We start from the raw sequence: 14,457 nt of genomic DNA, 5'->3' as shown, positions 1-14,457 counted from the left end.
GAGATAAATTGGTCCCTCCATCAAAAAAATCACAAAAAGAAAAACAGTACGATACGCTCCAATTCTTTACTAGTTCTCCGACCAGGTATCATATTCTCGCTGCACTGGAACAGTGCGCCCGCAATATCAACGAGCTAGAAAAAGCTGTCGACTCACATCGGACGACTCTCCGTCGAAACATTCGCAAATTAGTGAAACGCGGTTGGGTCGATGAAGATACTGCGGCGAACCAGTACCGGATTACTCCTGCTGGCAGTCGGTTGAAGAGACTGCTTGACTTAGTGTTTGACGAATTGAGAAAAGTGAGACAAATTAAATCTGTTTTCTCAAGCCTTCCAAAAGATATTGGCCTTACCCCTGAGGAAATAGAAAATAACAGAATAAGCGTCAGCAGCCAAAGAGATCCTTTTTCAGCGCTCAATACCTTAATAAATCTTATTATGAATAGTGATATGATCAAAATCTACACGCCGTCATTGAATCCACAGTTGCTCTCAACACTCATTAATCGGGAGTCGCTCGAAGAACTTGAGCTTATAAGTACAAAAAGTGCGTTTAGAACTGTTGAACAATCAGTAATCAATTCACTCAAAGAACCAGAAAAACACAGGGTGGTCACTGCTACTAAACCACCGATGTACGGTGTCTGCTTGCTTTCAGACAATGCATCACTGATCACGTACAACGAGAAAATGCATATGAGTAGTATCGTAGTCTCAGATGGGACAAATCAGCTATTTGATTGGGTTAATCAGCGATACGATTCTATTAAGATGGGTAGTCAAAGCTGACAATATCTGCTCCCCTTTTGAGGGGCGACTGTTCCTTGATAAATTGTTCATCAGGAACCCAAGAGTGTTTCTTGGTCTTCGTCGGGGATGTACGGTGCTTCACGACGAGATTCGTCGATTCTGACCCGGGCTTCTGAGGCGTAGTCACCATTGAGTTCGATGCCCGCCCAGCGCCGGTCTGAGAGGACTTCTGCTGACCCGGTTGTACCAGACCCCATGAATGGGTCGAGGACAATCCCCGAAGCGCGTGTTTGTCGGCCTCACAGTCGCACGTCGTTTCGGTCGCGACCGGACTCTTCTGAGCCATCGTGAATTCACGGGTGTAGGAACCGAGTGCTTCTCGTGCTTCTGCGAACAGGGTTTCGACAGAATCACTGTTGCGTCCGGTGTCCGATTGAGTTCGTGCTGAGAGCCCCGCATCTCCGAGGCCCACTGAACGACACGCCCACAGGTGGTCGTCCGAGAGGCTGTGTTCTTCTGCAAGTTCCACAACCTCGAAGGATGGAAGTGTTGCGTGCCTTCTATTCTTCGCTCGTAGCTGCGAAATAGGAGCAGTCTGTCGATTTGTATTTTATATCACTCAGAAAATCTTTCCAAAGCCTCTCACCATACTAAATTCGAAAACCTATAGACGAGAGCCTAATCAAACTCAATTGACGTGAAAATAAGGCACGCAACAGAACCCATCCTCCGAAACTGTGAACTTCCCCGGCTCTGTTTCCATATAGCAACATAAGATTTAAGCAGATGTTGGTCTCAAGCTCCCAGAACTTACTAATCGGCGTTGTGTGTAGACCACTCCCCCATAAGCCAAAGTGTTAGAATACTATGAGATGATCAGTGAGTAATGAAAATCTCACATTCAGAATTACCCCAACACACGGCGAGCGGGTTACTCCCGGGTGAGGACGCGTGAATCAGCAGTTCAACTCCAGGGTTTGGACGGCGAAAACGCGCGGTTTCAGACGAAGGACCGAGAGAAAAGCGCTACAGCGAGAAACAGTCTCGAGCAGACCCTCTGAGTGCTCGCCTCGACCGACCGATACGCTGCTACAGGGATTTTATTGCTCGGACACTCCTTGAGACGAGTAATGGCCGAGGAACAAAGCCCCGAAGTGCTCGATGACATCCGTGGATTCGAATCAATCTCTATGGAGGAGGCAACTTCCATTCTCGGCGAACAAACCCGAATGGAGATAATAGTCGAACTCGGAAAGGCTTGGGACAAGCACCACCATCAGCAACAAAAACTACGCTTCTCGGAACTGATGGAAGCAGTCGGTTTAACTGACAGCGGTCAGTTCAACTACCACCTCGACAAACTGGTCGGCTCGTTCGTTGCAAAGTCTGACGATGGCTACTGGCTTCCCAACCACGGAATGAAACTATACCGGCTGATCGTCTCAGGGACGTTCACAGAGAGAGAAATACACAAGGACATCGACGTCGATGACTGTCTCTCGTGTGGTGGGACGGTACGGGCAACGTATCGAAATGACAACACCTTGGTGTTCACATGTGGAGAGTGTGCCACGGGATACGCAGTGATCCCGTTCTCACCAGGTGGGTTTACCAACCGAACCGACGACGACGCTCTCCAGGCCGCCTTTCGATCGTTCTATAGCGAGCTACGACTCGCGAGACAAGGCATCTGCCCGGCATGTGACGGCACTATGGAGACCAAGCTCGTCACCGACCTGAACGAACGTCTCGATTCACTGTCTGTCAGTGGCGTAATCAGTAGCCTGAAATGTAGCGTTTGCAACAACTACTACTACTCGGACCTGTCTTCTGTTGCCCTGACAACGGACGAGGTACGCCGGTTCTTAATCGATAGTGGGCTCGAGCCACCGCTCGTTCGGGAGTGGAACGAAGTGACTGTCGGAGCCGACGAATCGGTGACTGTAGTCGAAAAAGACCCCCTTCGAGTCGAAATCACGTTCGCTGTGGAAGACGAGGTCATCAACGTTACGTTCGATAGCGATCACAACGTCGTCAGTTCGACCCGATCTGTCGAGTAATGCCTCTTATCCTTGTGCGAATGGCGTCTTTCTACCGAAACAACTCGTACCGGACTGCAATCTCGTGTTTGTGAAGCTAGCTTCTGAAAATTCGTTCACAGAATGGTCGTTCAGATAACACTTTTCGATACATGCGATACAGTTCCCGTGATGGCAAACACGTCAACAGTACCAGGAGCAACTGAGAATAGCGGAATGAGTTCGATAGCGAAGCGTATTGCAGTTTCAGTAGGCCTCGTCACGGGAAGTGTCGTTGTAGGTCTCGCTTTCGCCATCGCTCTCGGGTTCGGCGTCGCGGCAACCACCGGCGGCTTGCCAACGGACTTCGTCAGCGTACTCGACCTCGTAACGACGCAGTCGGGATTCGCAGTCGTCGCGTTGGGGTTCCTCGGGGGTGTCACCGGCTGGCGATTCGTCGAGATTCGCAGACCGTCACGCAGGGAACTTCGACTCGTCATCCCTGCGGTCGCCACGGTCCTAGCCATCGAAGCGCTCCGACAGCTCGCGGTCCGTCAGGGATACGTCGGTGTCGCTGGCACGCTCTCGGCGCCCGAAGAGATGAACGCGGCGGCGGTCGCCGTTCTGTTAGGACTAACAGTACTCGTTGCCCCACCCATAGAGGAGCTCTTTTTCCGCGGCGTCGTGCAACAGTACGTCGCAGACGCTGCGAGCCCAGCGGTCGGCATTGCCGTCGCGACGATACTCTTCGTACCGGTCCACGGTCTTGGCATTCTCCTCACGGCTAGCAGTCTGATGGCAGCGGTTGTCGTTGTTTTCGTACTCGTGGTGCTCTCCACCGTTCTCGGTGTAGCTTACGCTCGAACCCAGAACCTCACGATTCCAGTAATGATTCACGCAGGATATAATCTCCTTACCCTTTTCGTCGTTATCGGCGTACAACGGGCACCACTTGCCGCGGTGTTCTCTCTGCTCTAGTCTGCCACTCAGAAGCCGATGCCCACACTGAGGGTCAGGCGAATATCCTCTCGCTGCCTCTGAATGGAAAGTGTGTGGAAACCTCAGCGATCAGGCCGGGATTGGGAGGGCGAAACCAGTTGTCACACGCCTCTTCGCGTGGCGAATCTCATTTGTCCGCTTTCCAGACCCCAAGAGTAATTCCACTCAGCAGCCCCAGCATCAGACCTGTGCCAGCCCAAATAGCTGGCATGTCGATGGCCAATCCAACGGCCAATCCGAGTGCCGAACCGAGAAACATCCCGACTCCCATGAATACGGGATCTAATTGGTTCTTCTCCTCAGTATCAGTGGAGCTGCCACCCTGAATATTTCTAGACATACACTCAAATATCGTGGGCGATGAGAAAACGATTATCTGAACGACTATTCTGTGAGCGGGTTTTCAGAAGCCAGCTTCACCTCGTGAACTATGGATGATGGAGTGGACCTACCCAGGGTCAGTAGATGCGGGTTTCTGCAGTGGCATAGACGATGGCCGGCGAGTGGCCGACTTGTGCTCTCTAATTAGCAGGGACGCAGAAACCAGCCCCCGAATTAACCAATAAGAAACACTGTGTCTCTCGAACCGGCTCCGTGAAGGCATACATCCGCCGGATCCGTTCTATGCTGCTTGAACAGTTGATTGTCGAGAAGCAACTTTGTTTTCCTGTATCACTGGTCAAGTTGGGCAAACGCACGAATAGGCATTGCAGCAGTGTCTTTGGCTTTGATTGGGACAGCAAAAAATTGGAATGACTCACCGATAAGCGAATCGAGATTACAGAGATTTTCGACGATGAAGATATCCTCGTCAAGGAGTCGAGTGTGGACCGGGCGGGCAGGGTTATCGTGGTTGTCGGCGTTTAACGTGTCTACACCCACCAGAGAAACATCTGCGTCGATTAATTTCTCGATGACGGACTCAGAAATGTATGGGTATGATCGATACTGCTCTGTGCCCCAGTTTTCGTCCCATCCAAAATTGAACAGGACGGCGGTACCTGCGAGGTCAGACTCCTGGGGAAGTGCTTCGACAGTCAATTCTTCGTCGCCAGCAAGCCCTCGAGCATCGACGACCGTCCCAGGGAGTACCAGTTCACTGATTTCAAGCTCACTAATGTCACGACCCTCCGGGTGTCGATGATACGGTGAATCGAGATACGTCCCCATGGACGTCTGGAACCGCATTTCGGTAACCTCGAACGCAGCTTTGCCTTCGTACTTCTCCCGAGACTTCTCGTGTGTGAAAAACGGGTATACTTCTGCAGTATACTCCGTGTGTGTCCCGTCATCATTCTTCTGACGGAATCCGGGCATCCCGTCCTCGAACGTGTGGCTCAGGTCGACGAACTTCACACTGTTTACCTTATTTGACATTTGATACTAACCCTCCTTTGCGTTTCATCGTGTTACGGTTCATTGTTTCTACAGTATCGCGGTCGCTGAAAGACAGCAGGGATTTCGAGTGCTATTCACTGGTCGTAAGGACGGCACCACAACTGTCACACTCATACATTGCTGTGAAGCCCATCTGGCCGAGATAGGACAGTTGCGTATGTTTACACTCGTTGTCGCCTCCGATTCGATACGCCAGACTCAGTTCGTCTGCCATCAGTAGAACAGCTCCGAATTACTAAACCGATCATAGAGAGTGCTAATTACCACACCCTCGACACTGACTACGAAGACCCAAAAGAACAGTTCCAGCCCCAGAAGCGGGAGCGGTTCACCGAACATATTGAACGGTACATGAAACTCGAAGTAGAGGGCCATCAACACCCAGAGAATTCCACCATAGGCAAACCCGCTCTTGATAGTATTTTCTGGGAGCGAATCGCGTATGTACGCGAAAACCCCGCCATGGAGCGCACCGATAAATAACGAGATAGTCATGTATACTCCTGGGTCTGTTTCCATCACGGGCAGCGGTTCCATCTGAGTCATGACGGCGATTAACTTGTCGCTCTGCTGTTCGGAGTGGAATAAGATATCATTCCCCAGCTGAAAGAACAGAAGCTGGCTGATGAGGTTCGCAAAGAAGATGCCGATGCTTCCTGCAACACCAGCTGTCACCCACTTGCCGTACCTCATTGGTCACTCCCCGATTTGTTACTGATTTCAGCGTCAAGTTCAGTACCACCGCCACTATCTCTTCGAACTTCCCACAGGCGGGAAAACAGAAGCGGCCCTAGAATTAGATAGGTGATTGATGTATAGAGTCCGGGGAAGTAGCCGAACTCACCGGTTGCGAGAATTGGATAAATGGGGTGTAGAATTCCATTCCCGATGACCCCCATGAGCGTGAAAAACCAGACGATGAGCATAGGGCCCTTGATACCACGGTAGATGGCAATCGCACCGAGAGCGAACGCAGCATACGAGACCATGTTGATCTGAACGAATGTGGAGAGTTCGAACGGTGCCGCGTTGAATACCTCAACTGGCCAGCGGGTGTAGAACTCAGTCGTGAACTCCTCTGCGAAGTGTAAGAACTGGACACCAAATGCTACCAAGTAAACAGGGAGTACACGACTCGGTTCAGGCATTTGCTGAAAACTCGTTAATAAGTAACACACATACGCGAGAACAATCGCAGGGACAAACGTAACAATCAGTGACACCCCTGGAGAGAGATACGTAAAAATTGCAACCAAAATCAGCGTCATCACTCCCGGGAGAATCGCTTCTCTGGTACGCAACGCTGAGACCAAACTCTCGGAATCATTGATTCGAACACCCATCTCAAATCCCTCCGCTCGTATTGCTGATCACAGACCGACCGAATACTGCTCTCATCAACCGTTCCATCCGCAACTGGTGCCAAACGAGGCTTTGTCTTCTCATGAGCAAATTATCGTTCGACTGGAATTTGCATATCGGCGTTGCCTCTTTGAGAGAGGCTCATTTATATATTCTTAGCAATAGGGTTATTCTCATGAAGTCGGTTACGCTGGAGATCACAGTCGAAGGCGGATTTCATCCGGCGAATCAGTTACTCGCAGCGGACCCGTCGATAGTCCGTGAGTCACTTCACTACGTTACCATTCTCGAAGATGGGACGATTGTCCTCTTATACCATCTTCGGGGGGACCTCGACAAAGTAAGAACGTACCTCATGGACCACGAAGAGGTCATCTCCTGTGATGTGCCAGAGAGTGAAGATGGACTTGTGTACATCCACGGTCGCCCGATCGAGCCAATTCGTGACTTTTTCTCTCTTGCCCGGACGCATGGAATCGTGTTTGAGACACCGATAACGCATACTGAGAGGGGACTCAAGATCACTCTAAGTGGAGAAGAACAAACGCTTCAGCGTGTTATCTCGAAAATCCCATCAGATATTGAACTAACCCTCCTCAGAAAGGGAGAGCGCAAGCCAAGAGAGAGTGATATAATATCGCTACTGACTTCGCGGCAGATGGAGGTACTAACTGTTGCAGTTGAGGAGGGATACTACGAAACACCGAGAGGAACAACTCATGAGAAGATTGCTACCAAACTCGGTGTTGCAACCACGACTGTGAGCGAGCACCTCCGGAAAATCGAACAACGTGTTTTCTCTGCACTCGTCAGATGAGGCCATTATCGAAACCCCAATGACCAAGTCAGGCACTCAAGAGACGTGAATTGCCTCGGGGTCAAGCCCCGAGGCACTCGCCTTGCTTATCTGTAGAAGCTCGAAGAACTAACTAGGGACTTTTGATGTCTACCCATACACAAGAGAATATTTCCAGCCAAACCTCGCTCAACTACTGACGGTACGACTTTCAAACTGAGTCCGATACCGGCGTACAAGTAAGAAGATGAGCGGCGTTCCAATGATGGTTGGCCACAGCCAGCTGATCACCGACGGTAGGAACGTAAAATTGACTGAGGAAAAGGCAGTCACCGTCGCGATGTACCCACCCGCCATCCGCGAGAGGTGGCCGTAGAACCACGCACGGGGGTCAGACACACCTCGGCGGAACTGCTGGATGTCGTTGCCACCAAACCCGAGGGCGATACCACCGAACACGAGCATGACCGTTCCGAACCCCGCTCCAGACAAGAGCTGAGTTACCCCAAACGCACTCAGTCCGACACCAGCGCCGACGAGTAGCACTGTCGCTGCCCAATCGACGAAAGCGGGACTATCGGTCACTCGCTTGCGTGAGAGGACGCGGTACCCCGAAAAGACGAAGTAGAAACTGAACACCGCAACGAGCCCGAGGAATTGCCTGGACGGATTCGGGTCGAACACGAACAACGCGAGTGCCGAGGCCGAAACGAACGCCATCGAGCCAACGTATACACGACCGAGGCGTCGGTGCCGGTACCCACCCTTTTTCGTCACGAACGCGCCAGCACCGGCGAACAGCGCAGCGAACCCGGCGATAATGTGGAGTCCAAGAGTAATGTCTTCGGCAATCACGACTTCACCGCCTCGCGACGAGTGCATATCCGAGTGTCGCAGGAAGCGCGTAGATGACGTGACCGAGAACACTCCAGAGCTTCTCGGGCATCGCAAGGTCGGGGAACGCCGGCGTGAATGGATACCCGATCGCACCAAGCCAGAGCGGCATTAAGAGGACCGAGAGCAGCGCCGTCGAGACAACGCCGACTACCACGGCAAGGGCCACGGCCCCACGAATCGTTTTCGCGTACTCCGTGAGTGGCTGCCATTGGACAGCCGCGACATACATCACTGCGAGTGCAACGCCATGGAACTGATGTATTGCCCACCCGGAAACCAAGTTTGGCCCGGAAAGTCCGTACATCATTGGAAGGGCAAGCGCGATCAAAGGTTCGGGATTCCCGTATTGCATCATCAGACCGAGTGGGACGCTCCCGATGAAGCCACCAATCGCTGCGGCTATCCAAGCGAGGACGGGAACGGATTTGATCCGCGTGGCGAGCGACTGGGTGTGGACTTGGCCAACGTCACGTATCGACTCTGTCGTATTGGTCATCAACTGATGCTAGAGAAGGAGGATAATAAATCTACTTAGTGAACACTCACTAAGTGATTGAATGGTACATAACAACGCTGACGTGGTGTTTCGGTAGTCGAACAGCCTTCAGAGACACCCACCATGTGTCGAAGCCTCTGGGCAGGGTTGCGAACCTCATCCCTGTCCAGTACCAGTTGGTCAGTAGTCCGGAATCAACACGAACGAGATGGGCTTAGAGTGGTTCCTCAGTCGATGGAATTTGTTGCTCGGGGACTTCTTCGAGGACACTTGAGCCAGAGCCTGGTTTCGAGTCCCACTCCCAATCTTCGTGTAACCGGAGACGGCCATCGTTCAAGGATTCGATACGGTCAACGGAATGGCCCGTCGCTGTGTCACCATCAACAGTCACGTGCGTATAGCGAAAATCGAGGGTGTCGCCAAGATGGTGGCCAACGAGGTGTCCAAGTCTAACCGACCCACCGTGATACCGCGCGTGAATCAGGTCGTCAGTCTGTTCGAACCAGAAGTAGGTTTCTCCACCAACATCACCGTCGGCGTCGTTCGAGACCGATTTGAATACACGACCATCGACAGACAGTTCCGAGTACGTCTCATCTTCGTTCATCGATCCAGTCTCACCCTCGGTTGGATATAACTCGTCGATGTGACAGGGGGCAACGAATTCGTGAACCTACGCCATCGAACCCTTTGCAACGTTCGTCTAGAGTAATCCATCACGGTTACACTCGCAGTGAGTCGATATACGACGTGGCCTGTGCGTGGAGAGGAGCACCGATTTCTTCCATTTCAAGTGCAAGATAAAATCCGGTTGACCCGCTTGCCGCAGCAAGGAGGAACGCCGCGACCCCTCGAGCGTCGACCTCGCGGAAGACTCCCTGTTCGATGCCGTCTTCGACAATACCTTGCAGGACTTCGAGGTTACTCGATTCAAGTTCGAGAAGTGGCCCTTGGAGCGTCTCGTTATATGGTGCGTGAGAGAGCAACTCCATCACAGCGATGTTGGTTCGTCGTTGCGGTTCGTCCTCCAACTTCACGAATAGCCTGTCGCAGGCTTCTCGAAGTTGGGCTTCGGGGCCAGTCGCCTCAAGTTCTTTTAGCTGCCGTTTGAGGAATCCTGTGGCACTATCGAGGAAGGCGACGACCATGGCATCTTTGGAGTCATAGTGGTAATATAGACCGGCCTCTGTCTTCGAACTTTCAGCGGCGATTTTCGCAGTGGTGAGACGCGCGTACCCGTGTTTAGCGAGTGCTTTGCGCACCGCATTCGTGATTTCTGCTTGCGTATCGGTGGGGACGGATTCAGACACTAATTTACTTAGTGAACACTTACTCATTTGAGGCTTGCGTTCGCTCGGACAACGCGAGGGCTCCAGAGACCACTCCCGCACAAGCCAAAGTATTATTTTGCTGTGAAAAACAGCAGAGACCAATGAAATTCACTTGCTCAAAATCGTCCCGAAACACGGCAAACGGCCTTTTGGACAGTAAATCAGCATGACAAAGCAGTCCATTAGCCAGCAATGCGGCGACGAATCAACGGACTCAGAGACGCGCAGTCGTCGCTACAAGTGGTCGCAAATGAGCCTCGACGAACTCGTCGACGTCTACTGGCAAGACATCGCACCGAAACGATATCGCGATGGGTTCGACGAGGACAGCGACGTTCCAACCTACGATTGGCTCACCGAACACGGCTATAGTGGGATTGCGTACGCACTGCGTGAGCACCACGACCTCACGCCCAAGCAGTTCTTCGTCAACGTCGTCGGCCTCGAAGACGAGGAATCTGATGAATGGGAATGGGACGTCGACCACGAAGATACTGTCAACGCTCTAGAAGTGTATCTCAACTCGATACAAACTCGTGGTGGGCGGGCAGAGAGTACCGTCGAGACCCACCGTACGAGGTTGGCCAAGTGGGTTCGGACCTATCGAGAACTGCACGGAACGGATGCGTTGCTCGAACCGCTGTCTGAGATGGACCCGCAGCCGCGAGAGATAGAACGGTGTCTCGCCGTCCTCGACGTCTTTGAACAGGAGCTATCGACCGATCGGTCGAAGCTTGAGTACCTGCACGTCGCCAGAGCGTGGTATGCGTTCGTGAAGCGCCGAAAGTACGCGAAGTACAATCCGCTCTCGGAGGCTGGCGAAGAGTTCGGTTGGGAGGCCAGTGAGCCGGACCCACAGGCATTGTCGGCGTCGCAGGTGCGTCGAATCTACAGTGAGGTGGATTCGCCCGAAGCGGAGTTGCTCGTTGTTGGGCTCGCCGGGTGGGGGTTACGACCGTCGGAGGTTGCCGCGTTGCACGTCGACCAAGTGGTCTTGGATGCTGAGGACCCGCATCTGTCGTTCGGTGATGGAGAGCGCAAGAATGGCCCTGGTGAGGTGACGCTGTTGTATGGCGTGGATGTCGTCGCTGATCGGATTGATACGCTCTCTGACCGTGAGACGTGGAACGGGTATCTGTTCCCATCTCGGTCGTCGTCGACGGGCCACGTGTCAGTTAGTACGATACGTCGTCGATTCAAACAGCTTGCTGACACTGGTGGAGTGGTTGTCGATGGGGATACACCCACGCCGAAGATGGGTCGTCGGTTCTGGTACTCGGCATATCAGGAAGCTGTTGGAGAGGTTCTCGAGGGTCTGGAGGGAGTTGCTGAGGACCAGGGCAGTTCGTCGACGGAGGTTGTCCTGCGGAATTACCTGTCGAGGGAACAAGAACGGAAGGCACGACGAAGGAGGATGTATGAGAAATTGGAAGCGGCGTTTGAATCCTGATCCACTCCTCCCGTCCTAAGAAAGACCAAATTAGATGTCGATACCGCCAGGAGGTCGTAATCTATGGGTTCGGCTGATCGAGAGAGTCTGCTAAACCCACGACAATTCTTGTGTTAAAATGCGCAACACGAATAAACTATATACTGCGATACAGTTTCTGTGCTCTCGACGGCCCACAACCTCGGAGGATGGCAGTGTTGCGTGCCTTCTGTTCAAGCATATCGAGACTGAAATAGGAGCAGTCTATCGATTTCGATTTCATGTCTCTCAGAAAACCTTTCCAAGCTTTCTCACTGTGGCAAATTCGAAAATCACGAGACGACAGCCTAACCAAACCTAATCTGCGTGAAAATAAGCCACGCAACGGAATCCAAACGCCGAAACTGTGGACGGACAGGAGAATTTATGTGATTTTCAGCTTCTAAGGGAAGATATCCTTCTCCAACTCTCTAAGCTCGTTGATTTCAAGCCCAGATTCGGAAATATTCTCAGAAAAGTTTCTCATGAGGGTCTCAACATCTTCATCATTAAGCGAGACATAGAATTCAAGATCTTCTTTCTCAGTCTGGTACAGCTTTCCACCGTTCAGTATCCGATATAGTTGCTCATAGAATTCATCCAAGTTGTTACGAATGAGTTTCACGTTCTCGTTATACGCTACGTGAAGAGCCATCGGGAAAGAAGCGTGCATGAATACTGGGTATCCATTCCACTTCTGCATCCGATTAAGCCGTTTGGCTACAACATTCATTCCACCGTCGCCAGCGTTCGTAATCACGATGAATTGACCGAGCTCTGATTTTGTGCTCTTGAATTCTTCCGAGCCGATTATTCTGTGGACATATCCTCTTAGGCGTCGCGTTTCATCGGTATCCAGTTTAAGATCTACGTCTTCTGTGAACTTTGAGTCATAGGTGAATGACCGGAAATATGTTCCCTGATGCGTATCAAAGATCAGTTCTGAAAATCCATCTGGGACGTTTCCTTGCCTCTTGCTGCCCCACTGCTGTGTATTCGGTATTATTTGATTGAATATGTGGAATAACTCTTGCTCAAATTGAATTGAATCAGAACTATCTGGATCAGAGACCATTTCAAGCATATTTCCGAAAGCAGTCCTGGCATTTGAGGAGGCTAATTCTTCAGTTGAGCGAGCTACTTTCTCGAGCTCTTTGCCAATGTAGTCCTTCGGGAGATCGCCCGCTAGTTCTAAATCGACCAGCTCAGCTAAGTCTAATGTTGAGGCAAGTCCCTCATCCATTAGATGCATGTTCTTCACCTCCCCTGGGTTGACCACCAAAACTGGATTTAGACTTTTTTGTAGGTGCTCCACTGCGTTCTCAGTGAGGTTCACGTCTCTAGTATTCAGGTGAATGTCGACTTCTTTCCCCTGAACTCTGACTCGCAAGAACTCATACTCTGTCTGGAAGATCTTTTCTGTGTGCTTGCTTAGGTATTCTATATTTTCTCGCTTTAGTATTCCCTTGATGAACTCACGGACACCAGGTTTAGATGTGCGAGGCACACGGTAGCGCGCGACTTCTTGAAGATTCCCACCGCAACTCTGGCACTCGTCTAGTGGTCGGTTGTCTTTTTTTCCGCAGTCAACGCATTTCTTTTGGATGACTGTGCGTCTGTCGATGATCCCCAATTTTTCAAGTTTCTCTGTGAGATCCTGATTCGGGAACCGTCGAGAGTCGTATTCTGAAGGGTTCTTAAGAATCGAGGCAATGAACGATTCCCTATCTCCAGTCACCCAGTGAAGGGGGATTTTTTGTCAACCGGAACTCCAAATATCTCTCCAAATTGGTCTCTGAAGACCTGCTGTAAATCCTCCCGCTGTGAGTCTACATTGGAGTCGAGCCTGAAGAATCCCAGCTGAACAGACTGCTCGAAGTTGATGGATCCTTCTTGACCCTTCACCTCTACCCATAATTTGCTCACGTTATCCAATTCAACTGAGATGATCTCCGGTTCCATTGACTGGATTATCGGGCGAATTTCTCTATTATATGATTTCTTTGATATTTTAATTGGTAGGGCTGGAGAAATGTTGCTCCGCTCGAACTCTGCTGCTAATATTCTCGCTGAATTATCAGAGTTCTCTATCAACTCTGATTCAAATCTCTTTTTGTTAACATCTGCTTTGCTTACATCCGTTTCGAGATCGTACAAGAAGACGTCCAACACATCTTGAAGCTTATCTCTAAGCGTTTCTCGAATATTAGTGTTCGAAGTAGCGATACGAATTCGGTTCCGCTTCTCGTTGACTTCAATGAAGACGTTTGAGACATTGCGCCTTCGCTGTCTACCAGACCAATCTCTTTTAGCCTGATCTGAAGTTTGTCTACTGATATTTAATAAATGACCATTCTCAAGCTCAATCTGATCCCGCTCGTCATGGGTGTAGTTGTTGCTCCGAGTTTTCCTTGCAAGTGTGTATCTGATTGCAGAGAACTCGTTTTCGATGGTTTGAAGATAATTTGTAGGCACTTCATCTTCTACTGCGTAAGCAAAAACATCACTTGATGCAGTCCAGACGTCATACAAATTTAACTTATATAAGAAATCGTCGTCTCCATCTGCAATTTTCTCAAGAACATATGCGAATTCCTCTCCTCTTCCTATCGTCTCTCCTTTCTTCTTGGCTAAACCCCTAACGGCGAGCTTCCTTCCCGATATGAATCGGTATATTGTGTAAAGTAGTGCTGACTGCTTCCTGTTTCTGAGAATGTTCTCAAATAGACTTCCACTACTTTCTTCATCAACTGGTGACAACTGAACAATCAGAGAGATGGTATCTGAGTCGGCTTTCTGCATGACACTACGAAATTTATTTTCGTAGTTTGCCGTCCAATCTTCTCGGTACTTTTCATAGTTTTCAGGAACATCTTTTAGAATCACGTCAGGGTCTGGGATAGACATATTCGACAAAATTATGTCTGCTTGACTTAATAC

At 50.7% G+C, this 14,457-nt stretch carries 16 protein-coding genes; 5 read left to right on the top strand and 11 right to left on the bottom strand.

The annotated features are described in order from the left end of the window. Positions 1-8 precede the first annotated feature (8 nt). The gene (locus tag KU306_RS16955) at positions 9-791 is read left to right on the top strand and encodes a helix-turn-helix transcriptional regulator (RefSeq protein ID WP_258303479.1); all 783 of its coding nucleotides are present in this window, start codon (positions 9-11) and stop codon (positions 789-791) included. Between the two features lie 50 nt (positions 792-841). Here KU306_RS16955 and KU306_RS16950 read toward each other — a convergent pair whose 3' ends face one another. Then, entirely contained in the window at positions 842-1,009 is a 168-nt protein-coding gene (locus KU306_RS16950) for a site-specific DNA-methyltransferase (RefSeq protein WP_258303478.1), read from the bottom strand. Between the two features lie 873 nt (positions 1,010-1,882). Between KU306_RS16950 and KU306_RS16945 the strand changes: the two genes are divergently transcribed. Beyond that, the gene (locus tag KU306_RS16945) at positions 1,883-2,812 is read left to right on the top strand and encodes a DUF7351 domain-containing protein (protein ID WP_258303476.1); all 930 of its coding nucleotides are present in this window, start codon (positions 1,883-1,885) and stop codon (positions 2,810-2,812) included. A gap of 150 nt (positions 2,813-2,962) precedes the next feature. Further along, entirely contained in the window at positions 2,963-3,748 is a 786-nt protein-coding gene (locus KU306_RS16940; RefSeq protein WP_258303475.1) for a CPBP family intramembrane glutamic endopeptidase, read from the top strand. Positions 3,749-3,896: 148 nt separating this feature from the next. Here the strand turns inward: KU306_RS16940 and KU306_RS16935 are convergent, their stop codons facing one another. The 4 genes from KU306_RS16935 to KU306_RS16920 form a co-directional block, all read right to left on the bottom strand. Then, complete coding sequence (locus KU306_RS16935; RefSeq protein ID WP_258303474.1) at positions 3,897-4,109, bottom strand: hypothetical protein; 213 nt, start codon at positions 4,107-4,109, stop codon at positions 3,897-3,899. Between the two features lie 332 nt (positions 4,110-4,441). Beyond that, entirely contained in the window at positions 4,442-5,125 is a 684-nt protein-coding gene (locus KU306_RS16930) for a cyclase family protein (RefSeq protein WP_258303473.1), read from the bottom strand. A 255-nt stretch (positions 5,126-5,380) separates the two neighbouring features. After that, positions 5,381-5,860, bottom strand: coding sequence for a hypothetical protein (locus tag KU306_RS16925; protein ID WP_258303471.1), 480 nt, complete (start codon positions 5,858-5,860; stop codon positions 5,381-5,383). Beyond that, positions 5,857-6,315, bottom strand: a complete 459-nt coding sequence (locus KU306_RS16920; RefSeq protein ID WP_258303470.1) for an HXXEE domain-containing protein — start codon at positions 6,313-6,315, stop codon at positions 5,857-5,859. Before KU306_RS16920 ends, KU306_RS16925 begins: the two co-directional genes overlap by 4 nt. 296 nt (positions 6,316-6,611) lie before the next feature. Here KU306_RS16920 and KU306_RS16915 point away from each other — a divergent pair, with 296 nt between their 5' ends. After that, positions 6,612-7,346, top strand: a complete 735-nt coding sequence (locus tag KU306_RS16915; RefSeq protein ID WP_258303469.1) for a helix-turn-helix domain-containing protein — start codon at positions 6,612-6,614, stop codon at positions 7,344-7,346. 168 nt (positions 7,347-7,514) lie between these two features. On the opposite strand, the gene KU306_RS16910 is transcribed toward KU306_RS16915, so the two are convergent. The 4 genes from KU306_RS16910 to KU306_RS16895 form a co-directional block, all read right to left on the bottom strand. Next, a complete protein-coding gene (locus KU306_RS16910) occupies positions 7,515-8,207 on the bottom strand; it encodes a DUF2306 domain-containing protein (RefSeq protein WP_258303468.1) in 693 nt (230 codons plus the stop codon). Beyond that, on the bottom strand, positions 8,185-8,718 hold the full coding sequence (locus tag KU306_RS16905) for a hypothetical protein (RefSeq protein ID WP_258303467.1): 534 nt from the start codon (positions 8,716-8,718) through the stop codon (positions 8,185-8,187). Before KU306_RS16905 ends, KU306_RS16910 begins: the two co-directional genes overlap by 23 nt. 214 nt (positions 8,719-8,932) lie before the next feature. Next, positions 8,933-9,325: an avidin-fold protein gene (locus KU306_RS16900; protein WP_258303465.1), complete on the bottom strand. Its 393-nt coding sequence runs from the start codon at positions 9,323-9,325 to the stop codon at positions 8,933-8,935. 115 nt (positions 9,326-9,440) lie between these two features. Beyond that, positions 9,441-10,055: a TetR/AcrR family transcriptional regulator gene (locus KU306_RS16895; protein ID WP_309138756.1), complete on the bottom strand. Its 615-nt coding sequence runs from the start codon at positions 10,053-10,055 to the stop codon at positions 9,441-9,443. A 244-nt stretch (positions 10,056-10,299) separates the two neighbouring features. Between KU306_RS16895 and KU306_RS16890 the strand changes: the two genes are divergently transcribed. Further along, entirely contained in the window at positions 10,300-11,499 is a 1,200-nt protein-coding gene (locus tag KU306_RS16890) for a site-specific integrase (RefSeq protein WP_258303463.1), read from the top strand. Positions 11,500-11,920: 421 nt separating this feature from the next. On the opposite strand, the gene KU306_RS16885 is transcribed toward KU306_RS16890, so the two are convergent. After that, complete coding sequence (locus KU306_RS16885) at positions 11,921-13,255, bottom strand: hypothetical protein (protein ID WP_258303462.1); 1,335 nt, start codon at positions 13,253-13,255, stop codon at positions 11,921-11,923. Beyond that, positions 13,252-14,424, bottom strand: a complete 1,173-nt coding sequence (locus tag KU306_RS16880; protein ID WP_258303461.1) for a hypothetical protein — start codon at positions 14,422-14,424, stop codon at positions 13,252-13,254. The genes KU306_RS16885 and KU306_RS16880 overlap by 4 nt, the downstream gene beginning before the upstream one ends. Between the last annotated feature and the right edge of the window lie 33 nt (positions 14,425-14,457).

Origin of the sequence: Haloferax larsenii (assembly GCF_024730625.1) — an archaeon.
Lineage (GTDB): Archaea > Halobacteriota > Halobacteria > Halobacteriales > Haloferacaceae > Haloferax > Haloferax larsenii.
This window is presented reverse-complemented; position numbering and strand designations above follow the sequence as displayed.

Excerpts from the sequence above, each read along its gene's own strand:
- KU306_RS16950 (WP_258303478.1), bottom strand. The coding sequence starts at position 1,009 with ATGGGGTCTGGTACAACCGGGTCAGCAGAAGTCCTCTCAGACCGGCGC.
- KU306_RS16945 (WP_258303476.1), top strand. The coding sequence starts at position 1,883 with ATGGCCGAGGAACAAAGCCCCGAAGTGCTCGATGACATCCGTGGATTC.
- KU306_RS16940 (WP_258303475.1), top strand. The coding sequence starts at position 2,963 with ATGGCAAACACGTCAACAGTACCAGGAGCAACTGAGAATAGCGGAATG.
- KU306_RS16935 (WP_258303474.1), bottom strand. The coding sequence starts at position 4,109 with ATGTCTAGAAATATTCAGGGTGGCAGCTCCACTGATACTGAGGAGAAG.
- KU306_RS16925 (WP_258303471.1), bottom strand. The coding sequence starts at position 5,860 with ATGAGGTACGGCAAGTGGGTGACAGCTGGTGTTGCAGGAAGCATCGGC.
- KU306_RS16920 (WP_258303470.1), bottom strand. The coding sequence starts at position 6,315 with ATGCCTGAACCGAGTCGTGTACTCCCTGTTTACTTGGTAGCATTTGGT.
- KU306_RS16915 (WP_258303469.1), top strand. The coding sequence starts at position 6,612 with ATGAGCAAATTATCGTTCGACTGGAATTTGCATATCGGCGTTGCCTCT.
- KU306_RS16910 (WP_258303468.1), bottom strand. The coding sequence starts at position 8,207 with ATGCACTCGTCGCGAGGCGGTGAAGTCGTGATTGCCGAAGACATTACT.
- KU306_RS16905 (WP_258303467.1), bottom strand. The coding sequence starts at position 8,718 with ATGACCAATACGACAGAGTCGATACGTGACGTTGGCCAAGTCCACACC.
- KU306_RS16900 (WP_258303465.1), bottom strand. The coding sequence starts at position 9,325 with ATGAACGAAGATGAGACGTACTCGGAACTGTCTGTCGATGGTCGTGTA.
- KU306_RS16895 (WP_309138756.1), bottom strand. The coding sequence starts at position 10,055 with ATGAGTAAGTGTTCACTAAGTAAATTAGTGTCTGAATCCGTCCCCACC.
- KU306_RS16890 (WP_258303463.1), top strand. The coding sequence starts at position 10,300 with ATGAGCCTCGACGAACTCGTCGACGTCTACTGGCAAGACATCGCACCG.
- KU306_RS16880 (WP_258303461.1), bottom strand. The coding sequence starts at position 14,424 with ATGTCTATCCCAGACCCTGACGTGATTCTAAAAGATGTTCCTGAAAAC.